This is a genomic window from Asticcacaulis sp. W401b, assembly GCF_046503825.1.
Lineage (GTDB): Bacteria > Pseudomonadota > Alphaproteobacteria > Caulobacterales > Caulobacteraceae > Asticcacaulis.
Map to the genome: position 1 here is coordinate 77,685 of NZ_JBKFEE010000004.1, position 22,035 is coordinate 99,719.

A 22,035-nucleotide genomic window follows, 5' to 3' on the forward strand; every position below is an offset into this window, starting at 1 on the left:
ACGAAGTGGTGGAGGGGGCCTGCCCCCGCATCGCTGCCCACTAAGTTCTAATGACGGAAAGCTGGAATTCATATGAACCAGGAAGTCCTCAATATCTTCAATCCGGTCCAGGTCGCCCCGACCTTCGACCAGATCCGCATCACCCTGGCCTCGCCTGAAAAGATCCTGTCGTGGTCGTTCGGTGAGATCAAGAAGCCGGAAACCATCAATTACCGCACGTTCAAGCCGGAACGTGACGGCCTGTTCTGCGCCCGTATCTTCGGTCCGACCAAGGACTACGAATGCCTGTGCGGCAAGTACAAGCGCATGAAGTACAAGGGCATTATCTGCGAAAAGTGCGGCGTCGAAGTGACCCTGTCGCGCGTTCGCCGTGAACGCATGGGCCATATCGAGCTGGCGTCGCCGGTCGCGCACATCTGGTTCCTGAAGTCGCTGCCTTCGCGCATCGCCATGTTCCTCGACATGGCGCTGAAGGATGTTGAGCGCGTTCTGTACTTCGAAAACTACATCGTCACCGAGCCGGGCCTGACGCCGCTGAAGCTCAACTCGCTGCTCAGCGAAGACGAGTATTACCGCTATCAGGAAGAGTTCGGCGACGACAGCTTCACTGCTGAGATCGGGGCCGAAGCCATCCGCAACATGCTGATGTCGATGGACCTCAACGAGGTCGCCGACAAGCTGCGCGCCGAGCTGGCCGACAATCCGTCGGAAATGAAGGCCAAGAAGGCCTCCAAGCGCCTCAAGCTGATCGAAAACTTCATCGAATCCGGCAACCGTCCGGAATGGATGGTGCTGACGGTCGTGCCGGTCATTCCGCCGGAACTGCGCCCGCTGGTGCCGCTGGACGGTGGCCGTTTCGCCACCTCGGACCTCAACGACCTCTATCGCCGCGTCATCAACCGCAACAACCGTTTGAAGCGCCTGATGGAACTGCGCGCGCCGGACATCATCATCCGCAATGAAAAGCGGATGTTGCAGGAATCGGTCGATGCCCTGTTTGACAACGGCCGTCGCGGTCGCGTCATCACCGGCGCCAACAAGCGTCCGCTGAAGTCGCTGGCCGACATGCTGAAGGGTAAGCAGGGTCGCTTCCGTCAGAACCTGCTCGGCAAGCGCGTGGACTATTCCGGTCGTTCGGTTATCACCGTCGGTCCGGAACTGAAGCTGCACGAATGCGGCCTGCCCAAGAAGATGGCGCTGGAACTGTTCAAGCCCTTCATCTATGCGCGTCTCGACGCCAAGGGCCTGTCGGGCACCGTCAAGCAGTCCAAGCGCATGGTCGAGCGCGAGCAGCCGCAGGTGTGGGACATCCTCGAAGAGGTGATCCGCGAACACCCGGTCCTGCTCAACCGCGCCCCGACGCTGCACCGCCTCGGCATTCAGGCCTTTGAACCGAAGCTGATCGAAGGCAAGGCGATCCGTCTGCACCCGCTCGTCTGTTCGGCCTTCAACGCCGACTTCGACGGCGACCAGATGGCCGTCCACGTGCCCCTGTCGCTCGAAGCGCAGCTTGAAGCGCGCGTGCTGATGATGTCCACCAACAACATCCTCAGCCCCGCCAACGGCAAGCCGATCATCGTGCCGTCGCAGGACATCGTGCTGGGTCTCTACTACCTGTCGCTGGTCAAGGACGGTGAGCTGGGTGAAGGCATGATCTTCGCCGACCTCAACGAAATCCAGTCGGCGCTTGATGCCGGCGTGGTTTCCATGCACGCCAAGGTCAAGTGCCGCTTCACCGAAGTGGACCCGGACGGCGTTCAGCGCACCCGCGTCATCGACACGACGCCGGGCCGCATGAAGATCGCTGCCCTGCTGCCGCTGCACGCCTCCATCGGCGTCCGCGTTCTGGAAAAGAACCTGACCAAGAAGGAAATCGGTAACCTGATCGACGTGGTCTATCGCCACTGCGGTCAGAAGGCGACGGTGATCTTCGCCGACCAGATGATGGCTCTGGGCTTCAAGGAAGCCGCCCGCGCCGGTATCTCGTTCGGTAAGGACGACATCGTTATCCCCGAAACCAAGCACGGCATCGTCGAAGAGACGCGCAAGCTGGTGGAAGAATACGAGCAGCAATACGCCGACGGTCTGATCACCAAGGGTGAGAAGTACAACAAGGTGGTTGACGCCTGGTCTAAGGCGACCGACCGCGTGTCGGACGAGATGATGAAGGAAATCAGCCGCAAGCTGAAGACCGACGATGGCCGTGAAAAAGAGATCAACTCGATCTACATGATGGCCAACTCCGGTGCCCGTGGTTCGCAGGCCCAGATGAAGCAGCTCGGCGGGATGCGCGGCCTGATGGCCAAGCCGGACGGTTCGATCATCGAAACGCCGATCATCTCGAACTTCAAGGAAGGTCTGACCGTTCTTGAATACTTCAACTCGACCCACGGTGCGCGTAAGGGTCTGGCCGATACGGCTCTGAAGACCGCGAACTCCGGTTACCTGACCCGTCGTCTTGTGGACGTGGCTCAGGACTGCATCATCATGGAAGAGGACTGCGGCACGACCAAGGGCATCACCATGCGCGCCGTCGTCGAAGGCGGTGACGTGCTGGTGTCTCTGGGCGCGCGTGTCCTCGGTCGCACCACGGCCGAAGACATCAAGGACGTCGCTTCGGGCGAAGTCGTGGTCCCGGCCGACACCTATGTCGATGAAAACGTCGTCGATCAGATCGAAGCCTCCGGCGTTCAGTCGGTCAAGGTGCGCTCGGTCCTCACCTGTGAGGCCGAACAGGGCACCTGCGCCGCCTGCTACGGTCGTGACCTGGCCCGCGGCACCCGCGTCAATATGGGTGAAGCGGTCGGCGTCATCGCGGCTCAGTCGATTGGTGAACCGGGCACCCAGCTCACCATGCGTACCTTCCACATCGGCGGTACGGCTCAGGTGGCCGAGCAGTCCTTCTATGAAACGACGTCGGACGGCGTGATCAAGCTGTCGGCGGCTCCGACCGTTCGCGGCTCGCACGGCGACCTGATCTCCATGTCGCGCAACCTGATCATCACCATCTTCCACGATGGAAAGGATCGCGAAACCTATAAGGTGCCCTACGGCTCGCGTCTGCGCGTCGAGGAAGGCACCGAGGTCAAGAAGGGCCAGCGTCTGGCGGAGTGGGACCCCTATACCACCCCGATCATCACCGAAGTCGGCGGTAAGATCCGCTTTGAAGACCTGACCGAAGGTCAGTCGGTCCGCGAGGAAACCGACGAAGCCACGGGCATCACCAACCGCGTCGTCACCGACTTCCGCGCCTCTTCGCGCGCGGCGGATCTGCGTCCGACGCTCGGTCTGGTCGATGACAGCGGCGCCTATAAGCGTCTGTCGAATGGGGCGGAAGCCCGCTACCTGCTGCCGGTCGGGGCCATTCTCTCCGTCGGCAATGGCGACGAGGTCCGTCCGGGTGAAATCATCGCCCGTATCCCGACCGAAGGCGCCAAGACCCGCGACATCACCGGCGGTCTGCCGCGCGTCGCCGAACTGTTCGAAGCCCGCCGTCCGAAGGATTGCGCCGTCATCGCCGAAATGGATGGCCGCGTCGAATTCGGTCGCGACTACAAGAACAAGCGCCGCATCAAGATCACCCCGGAGGATGGTGGCGAACCCGTCGAATTCCTGATCCCGAAGGGCAAGCATATCTCCGTCCATGACGGCGATATCATCCAGAAGGGCGACTACATCATCGACGGCAACCCCGATCCGCACGATCTGCTGCGTATTCAGGGCGTTGAGGCGCTGGCCGAATACCTCGTCAACGAGGTGCAGGAGGTCTATCGTCTGCAAGGCGTGCCGATCAACGACAAGCACATCGAAGTCGTGGTCCGTCAGATGCTGCAAAAGGTCGAAATCCTGGAGCCCGGCGATACCGGCCTCATCAAGGGCGATCAGCTCGACAAGGGCGAAGTGGAAGCCGAGAATCTCAAGGCCGAAAAGCGTGGTGGTCGTCCGGCCCTCACGGCTCCGGTCCTGCTCGGTATCACCAAGGCCTCGCTCAACACCAAGAGCTTCTTCTCGGCCGCTTCGTTCCAGGAAACGACGCGCGTTCTGACCGAAGCCTCGGTGCAGGGCAAGATCGACACCCTCGACGGCCTGAAGGAAAACGTCATCGTCGGCCGCCTGATCCCGGTCGGCACCGGCGCCTACCTGCGCCGCCTGCAACGCATCGCCATGAAGCGCGACGAGGCTCTGGCCCATCAGCGCGAAGAGACGATGGAACCGCTGCCGGCGGAAGTCCTGCTCGAAGGCCCTGCGGCCGAGTAGGCATGAAAGAAAGGCGAGGGGTCTCGACCCCTCGACCCCCAAACAAAAAAGCCTCCGGGGTTCGCTCCGGAGGCTTTTTTTGTGTTATTTTAGCAGGCAAGTTTTACGAGGAGGGGGCCTTGGCTGCGCACATTGAACCTGTCGATAGCGAAGACCTTGCGGATGCCGTGGCCCGGATAGAGACGGCTGCAAATTTTCAACTCCCGGCAGATGCATTTGACTCCGACCACGAACTTACCCTTGGCGAAGTGTTCGACAGGCTGTGGGATGGCTTGCCAGAGTCTGCCAAGCGAGGGGGTAAGTGTCCGACGCTTCTGGTCTTTCTGACAATCAAGCAGTGGTGTGCGGCTCAGGGTTGCGACGTCCGGCCCGATATACTCTTGAGAGATTTGCAAGGCTTCGACTACGGCAAATTCCGCTCGGATTTTCGACGGGCAGGGTGGAAGACAGGCCCCCACGATGGCGGATTAAGTTTTTATGCCGGCTGTCTGGTGGCGGTCATTGCCGCATCTATTCTATGGCCGATAAATAGCCTCGACCTCTTCTGGGCCTTGGCGGTCTTCGTTCTGAGCGCATATGCCGTAAATCAGCTCCATATCACAATCGGTATGCCGAAGGCATGGACAGTGGCGCAGCTAACGCGGCACGTCGCTTATCACAACATCGACCGGCTTCGTCGTGAGGGTGCCTCCTTCCCACGGAAATTCATCTGGGGCTATTTCGGTGAGTGGCTGTGTGACGGAAAAGGATGCCTGCGGCGCGAGTCACCCGTTATCTGATCAGGCAGAATGACTAGAGCGCCTGCTCTGCTGAGTAGGCAGGAATGAAAGGCGAGGGGTCTCGACCCCTCGACCCCCAAACAAAAAAGCCTCTGGGGTTCGCTCCGGAGGCTTTTTTTTCGTTTCTTGACGATATGTCACCCATGGGTTACATGTAACCTATGGGTTATATTTCTGGGGCAACCGACGTGGATAATGAAAAGCGGATTGAGCAGGCCGAAAGACAGAGACTCTGGCGGCGTCTGTTGCTGGCCATTAATGGCGTTACCTATTTTGCGTGGATTGGTTCGCAAGGTTTACACCACACCGGCCTCTTCGGCTGGTCCCCGCAACAGTGGAGCCTCATTCAGACACTCAGTTGGCCGATCTGGGCAATGAGTCTGGGGGGCGTTTTCGTGCAGATGGCGTGGTTGCGCCGCAACCGGCAGGTGACGCGACTGATCGACGATGAGCGCACCACCCATGTCACAAGATACGCCCATCAAGGGGGATATTGGGGGTTGTTACTGGCGGTCGCAGCCGTTTATGCGGCGACCTTCTTTACTCAGGTGGATGCCCGCGTCGTCCTGCCGCTACTGCTGGCAACGGGGGTCACGCTCAATTCGTTTATCTATGCCTGGCTTTACCGGGGATAGGGCCCAATGCACGAAGTGAGGCTTAAAAACCGTCTGAAAGATATCCGTTCAGCCCGCAATCTGACGCAGGCCGATCTGGCCGTGATGGCCGGTGTATCGCGCAAGACAATCAATACCATTGAAAACGAGGTCTTCGTGCCTTCGACCCTACTGGCGCTCAAAATGGCCGAGGTGCTCGATTGTCGTGTCGAAGACTTGTTCTATCTGGAAGGAGGCTCCCGATGAACTGGATGCAGGCCGATAAACAGTATCGGAAAAAGCGTTTTGAGAAGGCTGAGCAGCGCCGCAAGGCCATGATGCAGGTGGCTGTCCAGATTGCGTTATGGAGCGGCACTTTAGGGGGTATGGCCTGGCTGGCCAGTCTGGCCCTCCTTGTGCGGTGATCACAACGCCTGACCGGCGGCCCAGCCCGACGACCAGGCCCACTGAAAATTATAGCCGCCTAGCCAACCCGTAACGTCCAGCGCTTCGCCAATAACGTATAGGCCGGGACAGAGCAGACTTTCCATGGTTTGCGAAGAGATTTGCCGGGTGTCAATCCCCCCCACGGTAACCTCGGCGGTGCGGTAGCCTTCGGTGCCGTCCGGGATCAGTGCCCACGGCTGTATCAGGGCCGTCAGCGCGCTTAAGCGCTTATCCGAAAGGTCGGCAATGCGCGTCTCAGGGGCGATGATCGTGGCCTCTAGAATGCGCTCACTGAGGCGCGCCGGCACAAGGTCGGGCAGGACATTGCCGATATGCTGGCGCGGCGTGGATTGGCGGCGCTCTTTCAAAACGGCCAGGGCGTCGGTGCCCGGCAGGAGGTCGATTTCCACCGTCTGTCCCGGCGTCCAGAAGGAGGAAATCTGCAACATGGCTGGCCCCGACAGGCCGCGGTGGGTAAACAGGAATCCATCCTCAAACACCGTCTTACCGATGCGGGCGCGTGCCTGAAGAGAGACGCCGGAAAGCCCTGAAATATAATCGAGTTTTTGTCCGCCCAACGTAAAGGGCACGAGGCCCGCACGCGGGGCAATCAGCCCATGTCCGAAGCGTTGCGCCACCTCATAGGCAAAGCCCGTCGCTCCCATCTTGGGGATGGACAGCCCGCCAGTGGCCAGCACCAGCTTCCTCGTCTCGATCACGCCATCCGGCAGGGACAGACGAAACCCCTCTGGCGTCTTGTCGAGCCCCTGCACCGGGCTTTGCAGCCACAGTTCGCCGCCGTGGGCGCGCAAGTCACCCAGCAGCATGTCGACAATGTCTTTGGCCGAATGGTCGCAGAACAACTGGCCTTCGGTCTTGTGATGATAGGGGATATTGTGGGCGATGACGCGGTCGAGAAAATCCCACGGTCCGAAGCGTTTCAGCGCCGATTTGCAGAAATGCGGGTTTTGCGACAGATAGTGTTTGGGCGCGGCTTCAAGGTGCGTAAAGTTGCAACGCCCGCCACCCGAAATGCGAATCTTCTCCGCCGGGGCCCGCGCATGGTCGATGACGACCACCTTGCGACCGCGCTTCGCCGCTTCGATGCCGCACATCAATCCGGCGGCACCGGCCCCGATTATGACCGCATCAAAGCTACGCATGGACTTATCCCGAAAAATTTACCGCGACCTGACGCTTGGTCACGCTTGTGTCTGAAAAAATTGCCGTTAAGGTCAAGTCCGACGGCGTCAACTCAAGCGCCTTACACACACTCAGAGGAAATGACCATGTCCGATCTGGCCGCCATTACGCAAAAAATCACCGCCGCCGTGGGCGAAAACTCCGGTCTGGGCAAGATCGTCAAGCTCGACTTCGGTGACGATGGCAAGATCCTGATCAATGCCGCCAATGTGCCGAACGTCGTCTCCAACGAAGACGGCCCCGCCGATACCACGGTCGTCGTCTCCATCGACAACCTGAAGGCGCTGGCGCAGGGCCAGCTCGATCCCATGATGGCCTTCATGCAGGGCAAGCTGAAGATCATCGGCGACATGGGCATCGCCCAGAAGCTGGTGCCGCTACTCAAAGGCTAAACCTCGAAAGCCCCGTTTCAAAACGGGGCTTTTTCTATTACCCCGGCCCCGACCGATTGGGGGCCGACTGCCCGATCACGCGGTCGCCGACAAACGGATTGTGGGCGCGTTCTGCGGCGAAACTCGACATCGGGCCGTGGCCGCAGACGAACTGCACATCCCCCAGCGGCCATAGCCGCGTGGTGATGGCGTTGATCAGGTCGGCATGGTTGCCGCGCGGAAAGTCGGTGCGCCCGATCGAGCCGCGAAACAGAATATCCCCCACCTGAGCGAACTGGCTTTCGGGGTGGTAGAAGATGACGTGGCCCGGCGTATGGCCGGGGCAGTGGATCACCTGCCATTCGGTTTCACCCAAGGTCACTGTGTCGCCGTGCGTGAGCCAGCGCGTAGGCTCGAAACTGCGGGCGTCGTAAATGCCCCAGCGTTTGGCGTCTTCCGGGATGCGCTCGATCCAGAAGCGGTCGTCTTCGTGCGGGCCTTCGATAGGCGCGCCCGTCGCCTCATGCAGGGCCTGCGTCCCGCCCGCGTGGTCGGCGTGGCCGTGCGTTACCCAGATTTTCTCAGCCGTCAGGCCGCGCCGCTTTATTTCGGCCAGCACCGGCTCGATATCGCCGCCGGGGTCGATCACGGCGGCTTTCTGCGTTTTCGTGCACCACACGACGGTGCAGTTCTGCTGTAGCGGCGTGACGGGGGCGACGAACAGACGGAGAGGGGGGTCAGCGGTCATCGGGTTTCCGGCAATGAAAAGGCTCCGGCCAGATATGACCGGAGCCTTGGTAAACTACAAGCCTCAGACGGCCTATTTCACATCATCGACGCCCTTTCCGAAGGCTTCGGCTGGCGACGCCAGATCGGTGTCTTCGGTAATGTCGATGCCCTTTGCGAGCTTCGACTGCCAGAAGCCATAGAGGGCATAGATCAGCGCGCCGACAATGGCATAGACCACCAGAATGGTCAGTGGCAGGGTATTGCCCTTCATAGCGTGATCGACCATCGGCGCAAAGTTTTGCCAGGCGAGGAACAGACAGGCGAGAATGCCAAGGACCGCCGTGAAGATACCACCGGGCACTTTGAACGGACGCTCCATTTCCGGGTGGGTAATACGCAGGAAGATCACCGAGAAGCAGACGATCGAGAAGGCCACTGCCGTGCCCAGCGACACCAGATCACCCAGCAGGCTGATCGGCAGGAAGGCGGCGGCAATGGCGATCATGATGCCCAGAACGATGGTGCCCAGCCACGGCGTGCGGAACTTCGGGTGGATCTTGGCGAAGACGGCGGGGATCAGGCCGTCGCGCGCCATGGTGTAGAAGATACGCGTCTGACCGAAGCAGAGGACCAGCATCACCGACGACAGACCGGCGACAGCGCCAATCTTGATCAGCAGGCTGATGGCGTTCATCGTGCCGGTTTCCGTCCACGGGGCCGAGAAGTTGGCCCACGTCAGCGCCATGCGGTCGATAGCCACCGCAATCGGGGCCGGGCTGGCCAGTTCCTTGTACGGGACGACGCCGGTCATGACGGCGGCGACGGCCATGTAGATAAGCGTACAGATGATCAGCGCCCCCAGAATGCCGACGGGCACATCGCGCGACGGGTTCTTGGCTTCGGCGGCGGCGGTGGACACGGCTTCGAAGCCGACATAGGCGAAGAAGATGATGGCCGCACCGCGGAAGATGCCGCTGATGCCGAACTCGCCCTGATTGCCGGTGGGTTCAGGGATAAAGGGGTGCCAGTTGGCCGGATTGATATAGGTGACGCCCACCGCGATGAAGGCCAGCAGCACGATGATCTTCAGAACGACGATGGCGTTGTTGACATTGGCCGATTCCGATACGCCCAGAACCAGCAGGCCGGTGACCAGAGCGATACCGATGGCCGCAATCAGATTGAAGGTGCCGGTCATCATCATGGTGGTGTGGCCGGAGTCATTGGCCACCGCCTGAACCAGAGGCGTCGCCCACATAGCCGCCGGGTGCGAGGGGTCGCCTCCGGCCAGAGCTGGCAGGTGGACGCCAAAATCCGCCAGAAGACTGACCACATAGCCGGACCAGCCGACGGCGACGGTGGAAGCGGCAATGCCGTATTCCAGCACCAGCAGCCAGCCCATGATCCACGCGAACACTTCGCCCATCGTGCCATAGGCATAGGTATAGGCCGAGCCCGATACCGGCATGGTCGAAGACAGTTCGGCATAACAAAGGCCGGCAAGCGCACAGGCTATACCGGCCACAACAAAGGAAATCATGATCGCCGGACCAGCATTGGCCGAAGCGACCTGTCCGGTCAGGACGAAGATACCGGCGCCGATAATGGCCCCGACGCCCAGAGACATGAGGTTGATCGGGCCGAGCGTGCGCTTTAGCGGGCTCTTGGCCGCTTCTGCCTGAATCTTGGCAATGGACTTTTTCAGGCCCAGCCGAGCAAATATATTGGACATGCGTCCCCCAAATGGTGCGACAGAAGGGCTGCGCCCTGACGCAAACCCTTAACTAAACCGTGACGCTAACGTCATCTTGTCGCTTTGGCAACGACATATATTTACACATTTCGCCGCTTGCGTCTGCAAACTGTTTGGGATTGCCGACAAAGGACGCTCACACTTTGCCCCAAATCGGAGTAGATGAGGCATATGCTGCCCATTGAAGAGATTTTTGCGCCGCTGAGAGCCTTTCTGGCTGAGCGCACGACCGCCATACTGATCGCGCCGCCGGGGGCGGGCAAGACGACCGGCGTGCCTCTGGCCCTGCTCGATGAGGCGTGGCTGGCCGGGCAAAAGATCGTGATGCTTGAGCCCCGTCGGCTGGCGGCGCGGGCGGCGGCCATGCGTATGGCTGAGGTTTTAAGCGAACCCGTGGGCCAGACAGTCGGCTACCGCGTGCGTGGCGACAGCCGGGTGTCGAAGCAGACGCGCATCGAAGTCGTCACCGAAGGGGTGTTTTCGCGGCTGATCGTCGATGATCCGGCGCTGGAAGGCATTGGCTGCGTCATTTTCGACGAATTTCACGAACGCAGCCTCGACGCCGATCTGGGGCTGGCCTTCGCCCGCGACAGCCAGAGCGTCCTGCGCGACGATCTACGCCTGCTCGTCATGTCGGCGACGCTGGACGGGGAGCGGGTCTGCGGCGTCTTACCCGATGCGGAGGTGTTTCATTCTCTGGGCCGCGCCTTTCCGGTGACCACCCACTATACCGGGCGCGATCAGACGCTGCGGCTGGAAGAGGATGTGGCGAAGGTGGTAGCGCGGGTGGCGGCCCGGCTGACGCCGGAGCGCGCCGAGACCATGCTGGTCTTCCTGCCGGGGCAGGGCGAAATCCACCGCGTGGCGACTCTGCTGGCCGAAAAGGGCCTGCCGCCCTTCATCGAGGTGCACAAGCTCTATGGCGCGATGGAGGCGAGGGATCAGACGCGGGTGCTGGCCAAAAACGCCCCCGGCACGCCGCGCATCGTGCTGGCCACCGCCATTGCCGAAACCTCGCTGACGCTCGATAAGGTGTCGATGGTGGTCGATAGCGGCGTGGCGCGGTTGGGGCGCTTCGATGCGGCGCGCGGCGTTGTGCGCATGGTGACCGAGCGCGTGTCGAAGGCCGCCGCCGATCAGCGGCGCGGACGCGCCGGGCGGACGCAGGCGGGCGACTGCTACCGCCTGTGGGACGAAGAAAACGACCGGTCTCTGATCCCCTTTGCGCGGCCGGAAATCCTCGATACCGACCTGTCGCGGCTGGTGCTCGACCTGCGCCTGTGGGGGGCGAAATCGACCGATGGCCTCGCCCTGCTCGACCACCCGCCCAAGGCCGCGTTGCAGGAGGCCGAAAAGCTGCTGCGCGGGCTGGATATCCTTGACGCAAAGGGTGAGGTGACGCCGCACGGGCGGCTGGTTGGGCGGCTGCCCATGTCGCCGCGTCTGGGGCACATGCTGCTGCTGGCCGCGCGTGACGGCCTGAGCGATCAGGGGGCAGCGCTGGCCGTTCTGTTGTCAGAAAACGGTCTGGGGGGCAAGGCCACCGATCTCGACCTGCGGCTGGAGGGCCTGTCGAAGGACCGTTCGCCCAAGGTGACGCAGGCGCGGCAACTGGCGCAGACTTGGGCGCGGCTGGCCGGGCAACTGGTGCGTGACGTGCCAAAGGACGCAGCGTCAGCGCAAACCGCCGTCAAATCGGTTCATGCCCTGCTGGCCGAATGTTTCCCGGAGCGTGTGGCCAAGGCGCGGGGGAAGGCGGGCGAATTTGTCATGGCCAATGGGCGCGGCGTCTATGTCGATGAACATGATCCACTGGCGCGGGCGGCCTATATCGCCGTCGGCGATCTGGGCGGCGGGGCCGGGCGCGACCGCGTGCTGCTGGGGGCCGCCCTGAGCGAGGCCGAGGTGCTGACCCTGTTCGCCGACCGGCTAGAAAAGCGCACCGTGCTGGAGCGCTTTAATGGCCGCTATCGCGCGTTGGCGCAGGTGCGCTTCGGCGAACTGATCCTGTCGAGCCAGCCTTTACCCGCCGTGCCGCCGGAATTGCTGATTGAGGCTGAGGCTGAAGAAATTCGCACCAAGGGACTGAAAGTCCTGAAATTTTCCGAAAATGCCGAAAGCCTGCGCGCGCGCGTCAATTTTCTGCATGCGCAGGACCCCACCTGGCCCGATCTGTCGGATGAGGCCCTGCTGAGCGGTCTGGCCGTCTGGCTGGGGCCCTATGCAGCGGGGCGGCCCCTGCTGTCGCTGACCGCCAGCGACGTGTCTCAGGCCCTGCTGGGGCGACTGGATTACGAGCAGCAACGCGCGCTGGACACACTGGCGCCCGAACACTGGCGGATGCCGACGGGGTCGAATATCCGCATCGACTATGGGGCTGAGGGCGGGCCGCGGCTGGAGGTGCGGGTGCAGGAACTGTATGGCGTGACGCAACACCCCGTCGTCGGGCCGCAGCGCACGCCGCTGACCCTGGCCCTGTTGTCGCCGGCGCATCGCCCTATTCAGATTACGAAAAACCTCCCCGCCTTCTGGGACGGCTCATGGGCGGAGGTGCGTAGCGACATGAAGGGCCGCTATCCGCGTCACGTCTGGCCGGAAAACCCACGCGATGCTGATCCCACGACGCGGGCCAAGCCGCGCGGCACGTAAAACTATCTTCTCACACTTCACGTATAAGCCACAGGAGTTGCCATGATCACCGTCCATCACCTGAATAATTCGCGTTCGCAGCGCGTGCTGTGGCTTCTGGAAGAACTGGGGCTCGACTATGAGATCGTGCGCTATCAGCGCGATCCCGACATGTTCGCACCGCCCGAACTGAAGGCCATTCATCCGCTCGGCAAGTCGCCGGTCATTACCGATAATGGCCTGACCATCGCCGAAACGGGCACGATTGTGGACTATATTCTGGACACCTATGCGCAAGGGCGACTGGTGCCCGCCGATCCGAAGGCGCGGCTTCAGATGCGCTACTGGCTGCACTACGCCGAAGGGTCGGCCATGCCGCTATTGCTGCTGAAACTGATCACCAGCCAGCTTCCGGCCAAGGTGCCCGGGCTGATACGCCCGATTGCCGGGCTGATCGCCAAGGGACTAGAGGCCAGGATGGTCACGCCGGGCCTGAAGACGCATCTGGCCTTCTGGGAGGCATCGCTGAAAGACACCGGCTGGTTTGCGGGCAACGCCTTGAGCGCCGCCGACATCATGATGAGCTTTCCGGTCGAGGCGGCGGTGAGCCGCGCCGGAGCGGGACAGAGCGCGGTGTTGCGGGGCTTTGTCGAGCGTATCCACGCCCGCGAGGCCTATCAACGCGCCCTGTCCCGTGGTGGGCCTTACGACTACGCCTGAGTCTTGGTCGTGGTCGTCTTGGTTTCGTGGTTATGGATGGGCTTCGACTGATCGTCCTTAACGATGACGACGCAGCCCGACAGGCTGGCGGCGAGGACGGTGAGGGCGGCCACTTTGAGGATAAGCGATTTCATGTCTGATCTTTCTGGGTAAGGGGAGGAAGGAACGGCGGTTTATCCGCGCGTTTTAAGGGTAAGAGCGCTTTTGGGCTGCAAGGCCTGGCTGTCGTCGGCCTTCCCTTCCAGATACATCAGGCATCCGGAGAGCGTCACGGCCACAGCCGCTACCGCCAGAAGTTTCAAGGTCAGTTTCATTGGTGTTGATCCCATTGTTGGTACAGGGGACCAAGCACCCAGCCCAAGCCCCACCCAAGGCATACTGCCCTGAATCTGAACGCAGACTGAATGACAAATATGTAATGAAACCCGTCTGTTCGATCGACAGGCTAATACCAACGGTCGTTCTTTATGATCGTTGGTATAAGAGGTGGGTTACAGGCCACAGGCGGCGTAGATCATGATGCCCGTGGCCACCGACAGGTTGAGGCTGTCGGCCCGTCCGCGCATCGGGATCTTGACGTGCAGGTCGCAGGTATCGGCAATCTCCGGCGTCAGGCCCGATTGCTCGGTGCCCATCAGCAAAAGCGTCGGGCGTTTGTACGGCGCGCTGCGGTGATCGTGTTTGGCCGTCAGTAGCGTGCCGACGACGGAGCCGGTCCAGCGACCGCGATCGGCGATAAATTCCTCGCGTGTGCATTTGACGATGGGCAGGGCGAAGATCGAGCCCATGGTGGCGCGCACGGTTTCGACGCTGAACGGATCGACGCAATCCCCGATCAGGATGACGCCGCCGATGGCTGCGGCGTCGGCGGTGCGGATGATGGTCCCCAGATTGCCGGGATCGCGCACCTGCTCCAGCGCCACCCAGACCTCATGGCTGTCCGGGTCGATCTCCGACAGACGCCGGATGCGTTGGGCAAAGACCGCCAGCACCATCTGCGGGTTTTCCTTGCGCGAGATCTTTTCGAGGATGTCGCGCGTCACCTCAAGCACCTGCCCGCGGGCTTTCAGCGTCTCGTCAATGGCGCGCTGAAGCAGCGGATGGTGGTCGGCGTCCTTGCCATAGATCAGGATTTGCGGCGCGATCCCCTGATCCAGCGCGTCGATAATGATCTTCAGACCTTCGGCCAGAAACTGCTTAGTGGCCTCGCGCTCCTTGCGCATATGCAGGGCGCGGATGTCCTTGATCGTCTGGTTGGTGAGGGAAGTAATCTGCTTTATAGACATGAGCTTAGACCGGGTCCTTCATCCAGCGCGCAAGGAAGGACATGCCGAATTCGCGCGGGGCGATCAGCGATGGCTTCGCGCCTTTGGGAGTCTTCGGGTCTTCGCACAGGGTCAGTTCGCCATAGTCGATACGGCCGGGACGCTGCCCAATCGTTTCGGCCATCAGATGCGCCAGCGCCGGGCCTGAGACGCGCGCCGCGTAGGCATTGAGCAGGAAGAACGCCGCGTCATCCGACAGAAGCTGCGCACACAGATCGAGCAGTTCGGGCAGGTCTTCGAACAGCCGCCACACTTCGCCGGTCGGGCCGCGCCCGTACTTAGGCGGATCGAGAATAATGCCTTCGTACTTGGAGCCGCGCTTGACCTCTCGCTGCACGTATTTGCGGGCATCTTCGACGATCCAGCGGATGGGGGCGTCTTCCATGCCTGACAATGCGGCATTGTCGCGGGCATAGGCGACGGATTTCTTGGAGGCATCGACGTGGGTGACACGCGCGCCGGCGGCGGCGCAGACAAGGCTGGCCACGCCAGTATAGCCAAACAGGTTGAGGACGCGCGGCTGATCGTTGCGCGCTTCGATGGCGGTCTTCTGCCACGCCCAGTTGGCGGCCTGTTCCGGGAAGAAGGCGAGGTGGCGGAAGGCAGTGAAGCGGCCGTAGAATTTGACGCGGTCATAGCCTAGGGCCCATTGCTCGTCCGGGCGGCGGCGGAAAGACCAGCGGCCGCCATCCTCGTCCTCGTTCTCGGCGTCGAAAACCGCGTCGGCCTTGTCCCACAGTTCGGGATATTTCGGCGACCACCAGCATTGTGGCTCCGGCCGGATGACCAGATAGTCGCCATAGCGTTCCAGCTTCAGCCCCTTGCCGGAGTCAATCAGGGCATAGTCGCGCCACGGCAGGGTGCGCAGGGTCAGGGGCGTCGGGCTGATCTCGGTCATGCGCTGGCCATACCGCCCGCCGCCGCCCGCGTCAAATCTTCCTGTCAAGGCTATGACGGGTTTGTAACCGCGTCTTCGGTTGGCGCGTGCTCGGTCTTGTCCCAGTGGAAAGGCCGAACGACAAGCTGATAAAGCGCGAATAGCGCGCCGAAGGATTGCAGGCCCCAATAGACAGGCAGCCCCAGACGATCCCACAGGCTGAGTTTCAAACCTGCGCGACGGGCGCCGGTATCGAGCGCGATCTGCGCAAAACCCATCCCGCACACCAGAAGAATCAGATCGGGCAAGGCTACGCCACCAAGATCGGGTTGCCACAGATGCAATACGCCCTGAGCGAGCGTCAGCGCCATGAACGGGGCGTAGCACAGGGCCGAGAAGACGTTCAGGCCAAGACTCAGCATCAGACCAAGGGCCGGCATGACGGGTAAATCGCTAAGGCTACGGGTGTGCACCAGCAGGGTTTGCATATGGCCCTTGATCCAGCGCGTGCGCTGAGGCAGCCAGGTGCGTGTATCCTCAGGCGGGCTTTCACGGGTCGGGGCCTCAATCAGGCCGCAGCCATAGCCAAACCGCACCAGACGATAGGCTAGGTCGGCATCTTCGGTGACATTATGGGCATCCCAGGCTCCGACGGCTTTCAGCGCCGTGGCGCGGAAATGGTTGCTGGTGCCGCCTAGCGGGAAGGTCAGGCCGAAACGGTGCAGGGCCGGCAGCAGCACGTCAAATTGCACGGCGTATTCGGCGGCGAACTGCCGCGCGATGAAGCTGCGTGCCCCGGCGGGCCTCAACGGGGCCTGAAGGCAGGCGATGTGTGCGGGCAGGCCGGCAAAGGCGGCGGCGGCTTCGCGCAACTGCGACGATGCCGGGATGTCCTCGGCGTCATAGATGGCCACCAGATCACCGCGCGCGCGGTTCAGGGCAAGGTTCAGGGCACGCGGCTTGGTGCGCGGCGTGCCGCTTTCGACCCGCACAACACGCATATGGTGGCGATGCGGATGGTGGTCGCGGTCCAGAAGCGGCTCAAAGGCGATCAGCGTTTCGGCATCATCGTCTTCGAGCGCAAACAGAATTTCCAGTTTGTGACGCGGATAGTCGAGGGCTTCGAGGGCGGTGATTAGTTGCGGCGCTATGGCCGCTTCCTTGTACAACGCGACAATCACCGTATAGACGGGCAGCTGGCTATCGGTCAGGGGCGGGGCGCTGTGCGGTGTGCGGCGGGTAAGAGAGGCGATCAGTCTCACGGTCGCATTTGTCATGAATAGCGACCAGCACAGACCGTAAAGACATGGCGTCATCGCATCGAACGCCAGCCACAGACCGATGATGAGCGTCAGGCTTAACACCATCAGCGCCGCCCACTGCCAGACGACCGGGGGTGATTGCGCCGAAAAACGCGGATCAAGTGCGGCTATGCCTCTTGCGGAATCGGAGACGACGTATAGGTTCGGCCGCGCGCTGTTGGCGAGGGCCGCGTGTTCGACGGCCATGCGTTTAGGTTCCGGCGGCATGTTTCCCCCCACGGCCTGAGGGGCACAACTTAAGACCGAAAATAGCCCTGTGGATAACTAACCCAAGGTGGTAAACGGGATGAAAAATATCACCTTTTGGTTGATTTTAGGCTGGGCAAGCCTTTTTGCGTGTGGCGCCTGGACTAAACCCCTGCGTGTTGTGTCGCTGGACATGTGCGCCGACCAGTATGCGCTGGCGCTCCTGCCCCCTGACCTTATCCTCAGTCTGTCGCCACGCGCGCGCCATCAGGACAGTTTCTACCGCGCGCGGGTCGGGGCGATCCCGCTGCGTCGCCCGACGCTGGAGGCGCTGCTGGCGCTGAAACCCGATGCCCTTGTCCGCACCTGGGGTGGCGATGCCCGACTGATCAAGCAGGCACAGGCACACGGCATAAAAATTATACAGATCAATGAGATTTCGACCTTTTCTGAGGCGGGAGCCGAGGTCAGAAACGTGGCGGTGCAACTGGGCGTGCCACAGGCCGGCGCACGCGAAGCGCAAGACATGGCGGCGGCTCTGGCAAAGGTGCCGGTGCCGGAACGTCCGCGAAAGGTGCTCTACTACACGCCTTCCGGCTATTCGGCGGGGGCCGCGACCTGGGTGGGTCAGGTCATCGGCGCGACCGGTCACAGGCTGGTGGCGTCGCAACCCTATTTCTACTATCTGTCGCCCGAAGTGTTTTTAAGCGAAAGGGCGGAGGTCTATGCGCTGGGCTTCTATGAGGATGCCTACGCCATGCGGCGGGCGCCGGGGCGGCATCCGCTGGTGCGGGCGCGAATCGAGCGGGCGGCGCACGTGACCATCCCCAGCCCGATGCTGGCGTGCAGTGCGTGGTACGCGGCGTTTGGCCTGCCTGAACTGGCGGAGAAAATATCTTGAAAATAGGGATCATTCTGGCTCTTTCGGCGGCCCTGTTGCTGGTCCTGCTGATGGGCATGGGCGAGGTGGCGCTGAGGCCCGCCGACTATGCCGAGGCCTTGCACGCGCCCGGCAGTCTGGCCGGTGAAATCCTGTGGCAGATCCGCCTGCCGCGTAATCTGTGTGCGCTGCTGGTCGGGGCCATGCTGGGGGTGGCCGGCGCGGTGGCGCAGGGCTATTTCCGCAACCCGCTGGCCGAGCCAGGCCTGATGGGCGTGTCGGGCGGGGCGGGACTTGGGGCAGCGGTCGCCATCGTGCTGGGGCTGGGCCTGACGCCCGGCGCGGTCGAAGGCTTTGCCCTGCTGTTTGCCGGTGGCGTCTCGCTGATTATTCTGGCCTTTGTCAGCCGCTTTCCGGACCGGCAGGCCCTGATTCTTCTGGGGGTCGGCTTGTCGAGCCTGACCGGGGCGCTGATGGCGCTGGTCTTCAATCTGTCGCCCTCGCCGGTGACCACCGCCGAAATTCTGGGCTGGATGATGGGATCGGTCGAAAACCGTAGCTGGACGGATGCGGCCATGGCGGCGGGCGGGCTTCTGCTGGCGGCGCTTATGCTGTGGCGGGTGGGGCCGGGCCTGCGGCTCCTGACGCTCGGCGAAGACACAGCGCGCTCGCAAGGCGTCGATCTGCGCCAACTGGCGGCCCTGTCGGTTGTCGCCATCAGCGTGCTGGCCGGGCTGGCCGTCGCCGTGTCGGGGGTGATCGGTTTTGTCGGGCTGGCCGCGCCGCATCTGGTGCGGGGTCTGGGCGTGCGCGACCCCTATCGGCTGATCGCGCCCTCTGGACTGGCGGGCGGGGTAATGGTGCTGCTGGCCGATGGCGCGGTGCGCCTGCTGCCGACCTCGACGGATATTCGACTGGGGGTGCTGACCTCGCTGATCGGCGCGCCGCTGTTCGCAATTCTGGCCTGGAAAAGCGCGAAGGAATGGATGCAGGGATGATCGAGACACACAGCCTTAGCGTCCGTCTGGGGCAGACCGAAGCCGTCCGCGATGTGTCCCTGCGCTTCGAGCCCGGACGCCTTTACGGGCTGGTCGGGCCGAATGGGTCGGGTAAGACGACGCTTTTGCGGGCGCTGGCGGGGTTGGTGGCGCCGTCGGCGGGAGCCGTGCGGATCGACGATCGCGCCCTGTCGTCCCTGTCCCTTTCCGAACGCGCGGCGCGGATTGGCTATCTGCCGCAGACGCGCAGCATCAGTTGGGATCTGGCGGTGCGTGAGATTGTGCAACTTGGCGCGCAGCGCTTTCGCGATGCCGAAGCGCGCGCCGAGGTGGCATTGCGTGAGGTGGGCCTGAGCGAGGCGGCGCATCGGCGGGTCTTTTCGCTGTCGGGCGGGCAAAAGGCGCGGGTGCTGCTGGCGCGGCTTCTGGCGACGGACTGTCCGGTCCTGCTGCTCGATGAGCCCCTGACGGCGCTTGATCCGGCCTGGCAGCGTCAGGTACTGGGCGTGCTGAAGGCCGCTGCCGCGCGCGGCCACATAGTGATCGCCAGCCTGCACGATCTGGGGCTGGCGGCGGCCTTCTGCGATGCGGTGTGCGTCATGCACGACGGGCGCGTGGCGGGGTTTGGCGCGCCTGAAGAGGTCTTTACACCGTCTTTGCTGGCTGAGGTTTTCCACCTGAACGGTGGGTTCCGTGCCAGTGATGACGGCCCCGCCCTGCACCTTGCGGCCAGTCCGGTCAGTTCCCTGACGTCGCTTTCAGCTCATTATAGTTGATCGGGCCGGTCGGCAGGCTGCCCGTATCCTCGCTGTCGCCCGTTTGTGGCGTGTAGGCGATGATCATGCCGCGTTTCAGGTCGGCCATCGGCGTCAGAGGCGCGCTGCCGCCATTGAGGCGGGCGCGATAGACGGCGTTGTTTTCCATTACCCGCATCATGTAGTTGCGCGTCTCTGTAAAAGGCGCACATTCGATAAAGGCGATGGGGTCGGCTGTTTCGCCGCGCGGATCGCCGCAGTCGATGATCCACTGCGGCGGACGGTTTGGCCCGGCATTGTAACCAGCGGCGGCCATGACGTAGGACCCGCCGAAGCGATCCACCAGTTCCCCGAGGTGATAAGCCCCCAACTGCATATTGTAGTCAGGATCGTACAGCATCGAGTCGGAATAGGTCAGCGACATGCGCCGCGCCACGCCCTTTGCGGTCGGTGGGATAAGCTGCATCATGCCGCGGGCATTGGCACCAGAGCGCACCATCGGGTCAAAGCCCGATTCCTGACGCGTGATGGCCAGTACAAACGACCCTTCGGGCGATTTGACAGCGGGCAGGGCACGCAGCGGATAGGCGCGTTCGGGCAGGTAGAAGCCGCGTTGCTGAGAGACGCGCGCCACGCGCATGGCCAGATCCTGCGTGCCATAGGTCCCGGCCAGATCGACCAGCAGGGCCTGTTCCTCGGCGGACGGCAGCACGTCGTCCAGCGCCAGAATCAGGGCGTTAAACAGGTCGCGCTCGCCCGTTTGCCCCAGAATCTTTGCCGCCTTGACCATGTCACGGTTCTCAAAACGCGCCCGATCAGCGGCGGTCGGCACGGGGTCCTTGCCCAGGGTTATGGCCTTCACACCGGCCTTTTCGGCGGCCAGTTGTCCGTAAAAGGCGTAGATGAACTGACCGCCTTCGACGAAATGGGCGTGCGCCTTTTCGGCGTCACCGGCCTGCCTGCGGGCCTCATAGGCGCGGCCCAGCCAATAGTGGGCGCGGCTGCGGGTAATCGGCGAGGTGCCGGCTTCGCGGACCTTTTCGAAGTGGGGCAGGGCCAGATCGGGGCGATTGAGGCGGATCAGGGCGGTCCATCCGGCGAAGAACTCACCCTCGGCCTTCTTTTCGCCGTTGGGGAAGCCGCCGCCGTTCATCGCCTCATAGGCGGCCTGATAATTACGCGCCTTCAAAGCTGCGCGGAAATAGGACAGGCGCTCGACCCACAGATTGCTCATGGCGGCGTCCGAGGCCGGGGCGGGTGGCAGGTCGGCCAGCAGGCCAAAGCCCAGCGTCTCCAGCTTGGCGCGGCGCAGCGAACGCAGGCGCTCATAGGCCAGAACCGGGTTGCGCGGGCTGACGGCCAGCGCCTGCTCGTACAGGGTGACACCCGCCGCCGAGCCGGAGCGCAGGGCCATGGCTGCGGTGGCCACCTTGCGGCTGGTTTCATCGACCAGCGGCAGCATGGCATTGGTGGCGGGCCCTTGCGTGCCCAGCAGCAGGGTGGTGAGGCGCGCCTTGTGGTCCTCGCTCGTCAGATAGCGGCCAAAGCTGGCCTGAAAGCGCGACTGATCGGTCGCGTCAAAGGCCTGATCGCGCCACCACGAGCGCGCCAGCGCCGAGGCTTCGGCCGTCTGACCTACGCGCTCATAGGCGCTGATCAAGGCCATAGCCCCATCGACCGACAAGGGCGGCGCGCCTTTGAACCACTCGATGGTCTGCTGCGGCGTCAAACTTCCGTTCCCGATCTGCTTTTCGGCGGCCAGTTGGCGCTTCTGCTCGCGCGGCCAGCCCCACAGATCGCGGCGCGCGCCATCGAGCGCGGCAAACCCATAGATGTCGCCGTCCGTGTTGATGATGGCCCACTGCACGATCTTGCGCGCCACCGGATCGCTTAAGCTGCCGCGCAGCGACTCAGCCAGAGCGAAATTCTTGCTGCGCGCCGCCTCCAGCGCCTGTTTCAGCGTGGCGCGGTCGGCTTCGGTGATAAGCTCCGCCTGATAGGGACGCGGTGCCGAAGTCGTGTCCTGCGCCAGAACGGGTGACAGGGCCATGCCCGCCGTCAGCGCAATCAGGGCCGCGCCGCCCATCCAGCGGCACCACGACGTCACCGAGCGCGCGTTGAATGTCCGGAAAGCCTTGGTCATCACAAATTCCTCAAGCGTAGGCGGGCAGGTCATAATGGCCGTACATGACGGCACAATTATGTGTCCGGG

At 62.6% G+C, this 22,035-nt stretch carries 20 protein-coding genes; 11 read left to right on the forward strand and 9 right to left on the reverse strand.

Annotated elements, in window-relative coordinates:
* Window positions 1-72 precede the first annotated feature (72 nt).
* The 5 genes from rpoC (at window position 73) to ACK8OE_RS10135 (ending at window position 6,054) form a co-directional block, all read left to right on the forward strand.
* Window positions 73-4,257, forward strand: coding sequence for a DNA-directed RNA polymerase subunit beta' (gene rpoC, locus ACK8OE_RS10115; protein WP_410272436.1), 4,185 nt, complete (start codon window positions 73-75; stop codon window positions 4,255-4,257).
* Between the two features lie 119 nt (window positions 4,258-4,376).
* Complete coding sequence (locus ACK8OE_RS10120; RefSeq protein ID WP_410272437.1) at window positions 4,377-5,036, forward strand: hypothetical protein; 660 nt, start codon at window positions 4,377-4,379, stop codon at window positions 5,034-5,036.
* A 161-nt stretch (window positions 5,037-5,197) separates the two neighbouring features.
* The gene (locus ACK8OE_RS10125; RefSeq protein WP_410272438.1) at window positions 5,198-5,671 is read left to right on the forward strand and encodes a hypothetical protein; all 474 of its coding nucleotides are present in this window, start codon (window positions 5,198-5,200) and stop codon (window positions 5,669-5,671) included.
* 6 nt (window positions 5,672-5,677) lie between these two features.
* Window positions 5,678-5,896 (forward strand): helix-turn-helix transcriptional regulator, encoded by a 219-nt coding sequence (locus tag ACK8OE_RS10130; RefSeq protein WP_290796768.1) that lies wholly within the window; start codon window positions 5,678-5,680, stop codon window positions 5,894-5,896.
* Window positions 5,893-6,054 carry a hypothetical protein gene (locus ACK8OE_RS10135; protein ID WP_290796765.1) on the forward strand — a complete coding sequence of 54 codons (162 nt, stop codon included), beginning with the start codon at window positions 5,893-5,895 and terminating at the stop codon, window positions 6,052-6,054. Before ACK8OE_RS10130 ends, ACK8OE_RS10135 begins: the two co-directional genes overlap by 4 nt.
* Here the strand turns inward: ACK8OE_RS10135 and ACK8OE_RS10140 are convergent, their stop codons facing one another.
* A complete protein-coding gene (locus ACK8OE_RS10140; RefSeq protein ID WP_410272439.1) occupies window positions 6,055-7,239 on the reverse strand; it encodes an NAD(P)/FAD-dependent oxidoreductase in 1,185 nt (394 codons plus the stop codon).
* A gap of 126 nt (window positions 7,240-7,365) precedes the next feature.
* Between ACK8OE_RS10140 and ACK8OE_RS10145 the strand changes: the two genes are divergently transcribed.
* Window positions 7,366-7,671, forward strand: coding sequence for an SCP2 sterol-binding domain-containing protein (locus ACK8OE_RS10145; RefSeq protein ID WP_013480446.1), 306 nt, complete (start codon window positions 7,366-7,368; stop codon window positions 7,669-7,671).
* A 37-nt stretch (window positions 7,672-7,708) separates the two neighbouring features.
* Here ACK8OE_RS10145 and ACK8OE_RS10150 read toward each other — a convergent pair whose 3' ends face one another.
* Window positions 7,709-8,398, reverse strand: coding sequence for an MBL fold metallo-hydrolase (locus tag ACK8OE_RS10150; protein ID WP_410272440.1), 690 nt, complete (start codon window positions 8,396-8,398; stop codon window positions 7,709-7,711).
* A 72-nt stretch (window positions 8,399-8,470) separates the two neighbouring features.
* Window positions 8,471-10,111, reverse strand: a complete 1,641-nt coding sequence (locus ACK8OE_RS10155; RefSeq protein ID WP_290796755.1) for an amino acid permease — start codon at window positions 10,109-10,111, stop codon at window positions 8,471-8,473.
* A gap of 192 nt (window positions 10,112-10,303) precedes the next feature.
* Here ACK8OE_RS10155 and hrpB point away from each other — a divergent pair, with 192 nt between their 5' ends.
* Window positions 10,304-12,781, forward strand: a complete 2,478-nt coding sequence (gene hrpB, locus ACK8OE_RS10160; RefSeq protein ID WP_410272678.1) for an ATP-dependent helicase HrpB — start codon at window positions 10,304-10,306, stop codon at window positions 12,779-12,781.
* Window positions 12,782-12,823: 42 nt separating this feature from the next.
* Complete coding sequence (locus tag ACK8OE_RS10165) at window positions 12,824-13,480, forward strand: glutathione S-transferase family protein (RefSeq protein ID WP_410272441.1); 657 nt, start codon at window positions 12,824-12,826, stop codon at window positions 13,478-13,480.
* Here ACK8OE_RS10165 and ACK8OE_RS10170 read toward each other — a convergent pair.
* The 5 genes from ACK8OE_RS10170 to ACK8OE_RS10190 form a co-directional block, all read right to left on the reverse strand.
* Complete coding sequence (locus ACK8OE_RS10170) at window positions 13,471-13,614, reverse strand: hypothetical protein (RefSeq protein ID WP_172961272.1); 144 nt, start codon at window positions 13,612-13,614, stop codon at window positions 13,471-13,473. The genes ACK8OE_RS10165 and ACK8OE_RS10170 overlap by 10 nt on opposite strands.
* A 39-nt stretch (window positions 13,615-13,653) precedes the next feature.
* The gene (locus tag ACK8OE_RS10175; RefSeq protein WP_290796748.1) at window positions 13,654-13,794 is read right to left on the reverse strand and encodes a hypothetical protein; all 141 of its coding nucleotides are present in this window, start codon (window positions 13,792-13,794) and stop codon (window positions 13,654-13,656) included.
* Between the two features lie 177 nt (window positions 13,795-13,971).
* Window positions 13,972-14,766 (reverse strand): TrmH family RNA methyltransferase, encoded by a 795-nt coding sequence (locus ACK8OE_RS10180; protein ID WP_126423859.1) that lies wholly within the window; start codon window positions 14,764-14,766, stop codon window positions 13,972-13,974.
* A gap of 4 nt (window positions 14,767-14,770) precedes the next feature.
* The gene (locus ACK8OE_RS10185) at window positions 14,771-15,703 is read right to left on the reverse strand and encodes a class I SAM-dependent methyltransferase (protein WP_410272442.1); all 933 of its coding nucleotides are present in this window, start codon (window positions 15,701-15,703) and stop codon (window positions 14,771-14,773) included.
* Window positions 15,704-15,753: 50 nt separating this feature from the next.
* Complete coding sequence (locus ACK8OE_RS10190) at window positions 15,754-17,211, reverse strand: glycosyltransferase (RefSeq protein ID WP_410272443.1); 1,458 nt, start codon at window positions 17,209-17,211, stop codon at window positions 15,754-15,756.
* A gap of 172 nt (window positions 17,212-17,383) precedes the next feature.
* On the opposite strand from ACK8OE_RS10190, the gene ACK8OE_RS10195 reads away from it, so the two are divergent.
* From ACK8OE_RS10195 to ccmA, 3 genes are read left to right on the forward strand one after another with little or no spacing between them, the layout of a single operon-like run.
* Entirely contained in the window at window positions 17,384-18,091 is a 708-nt protein-coding gene (locus ACK8OE_RS10195) for an iron ABC transporter substrate-binding protein (RefSeq protein ID WP_410272444.1), read from the forward strand.
* On the forward strand, window positions 18,088-19,068 hold the full coding sequence (locus ACK8OE_RS10200) for a FecCD family ABC transporter permease (protein ID WP_410272445.1): 981 nt from the start codon (window positions 18,088-18,090) through the stop codon (window positions 19,066-19,068). Before ACK8OE_RS10195 ends, ACK8OE_RS10200 begins: the two co-directional genes overlap by 4 nt.
* Window positions 19,065-19,844, forward strand: coding sequence for a heme ABC exporter ATP-binding protein CcmA (gene ccmA / locus ACK8OE_RS10205; RefSeq protein WP_410272446.1), 780 nt, complete (start codon window positions 19,065-19,067; stop codon window positions 19,842-19,844). The genes ACK8OE_RS10200 and ccmA overlap by 4 nt, the downstream gene beginning before the upstream one ends.
* Here ccmA and ACK8OE_RS10210 read toward each other — a convergent pair.
* Window positions 19,807-21,966, reverse strand: a complete 2,160-nt coding sequence (locus ACK8OE_RS10210; protein ID WP_410272447.1) for a transglycosylase SLT domain-containing protein — start codon at window positions 21,964-21,966, stop codon at window positions 19,807-19,809. The genes ccmA and ACK8OE_RS10210 overlap by 38 nt on opposite strands.
* Window positions 21,967-22,035: the final 69 nt, after the last annotated feature.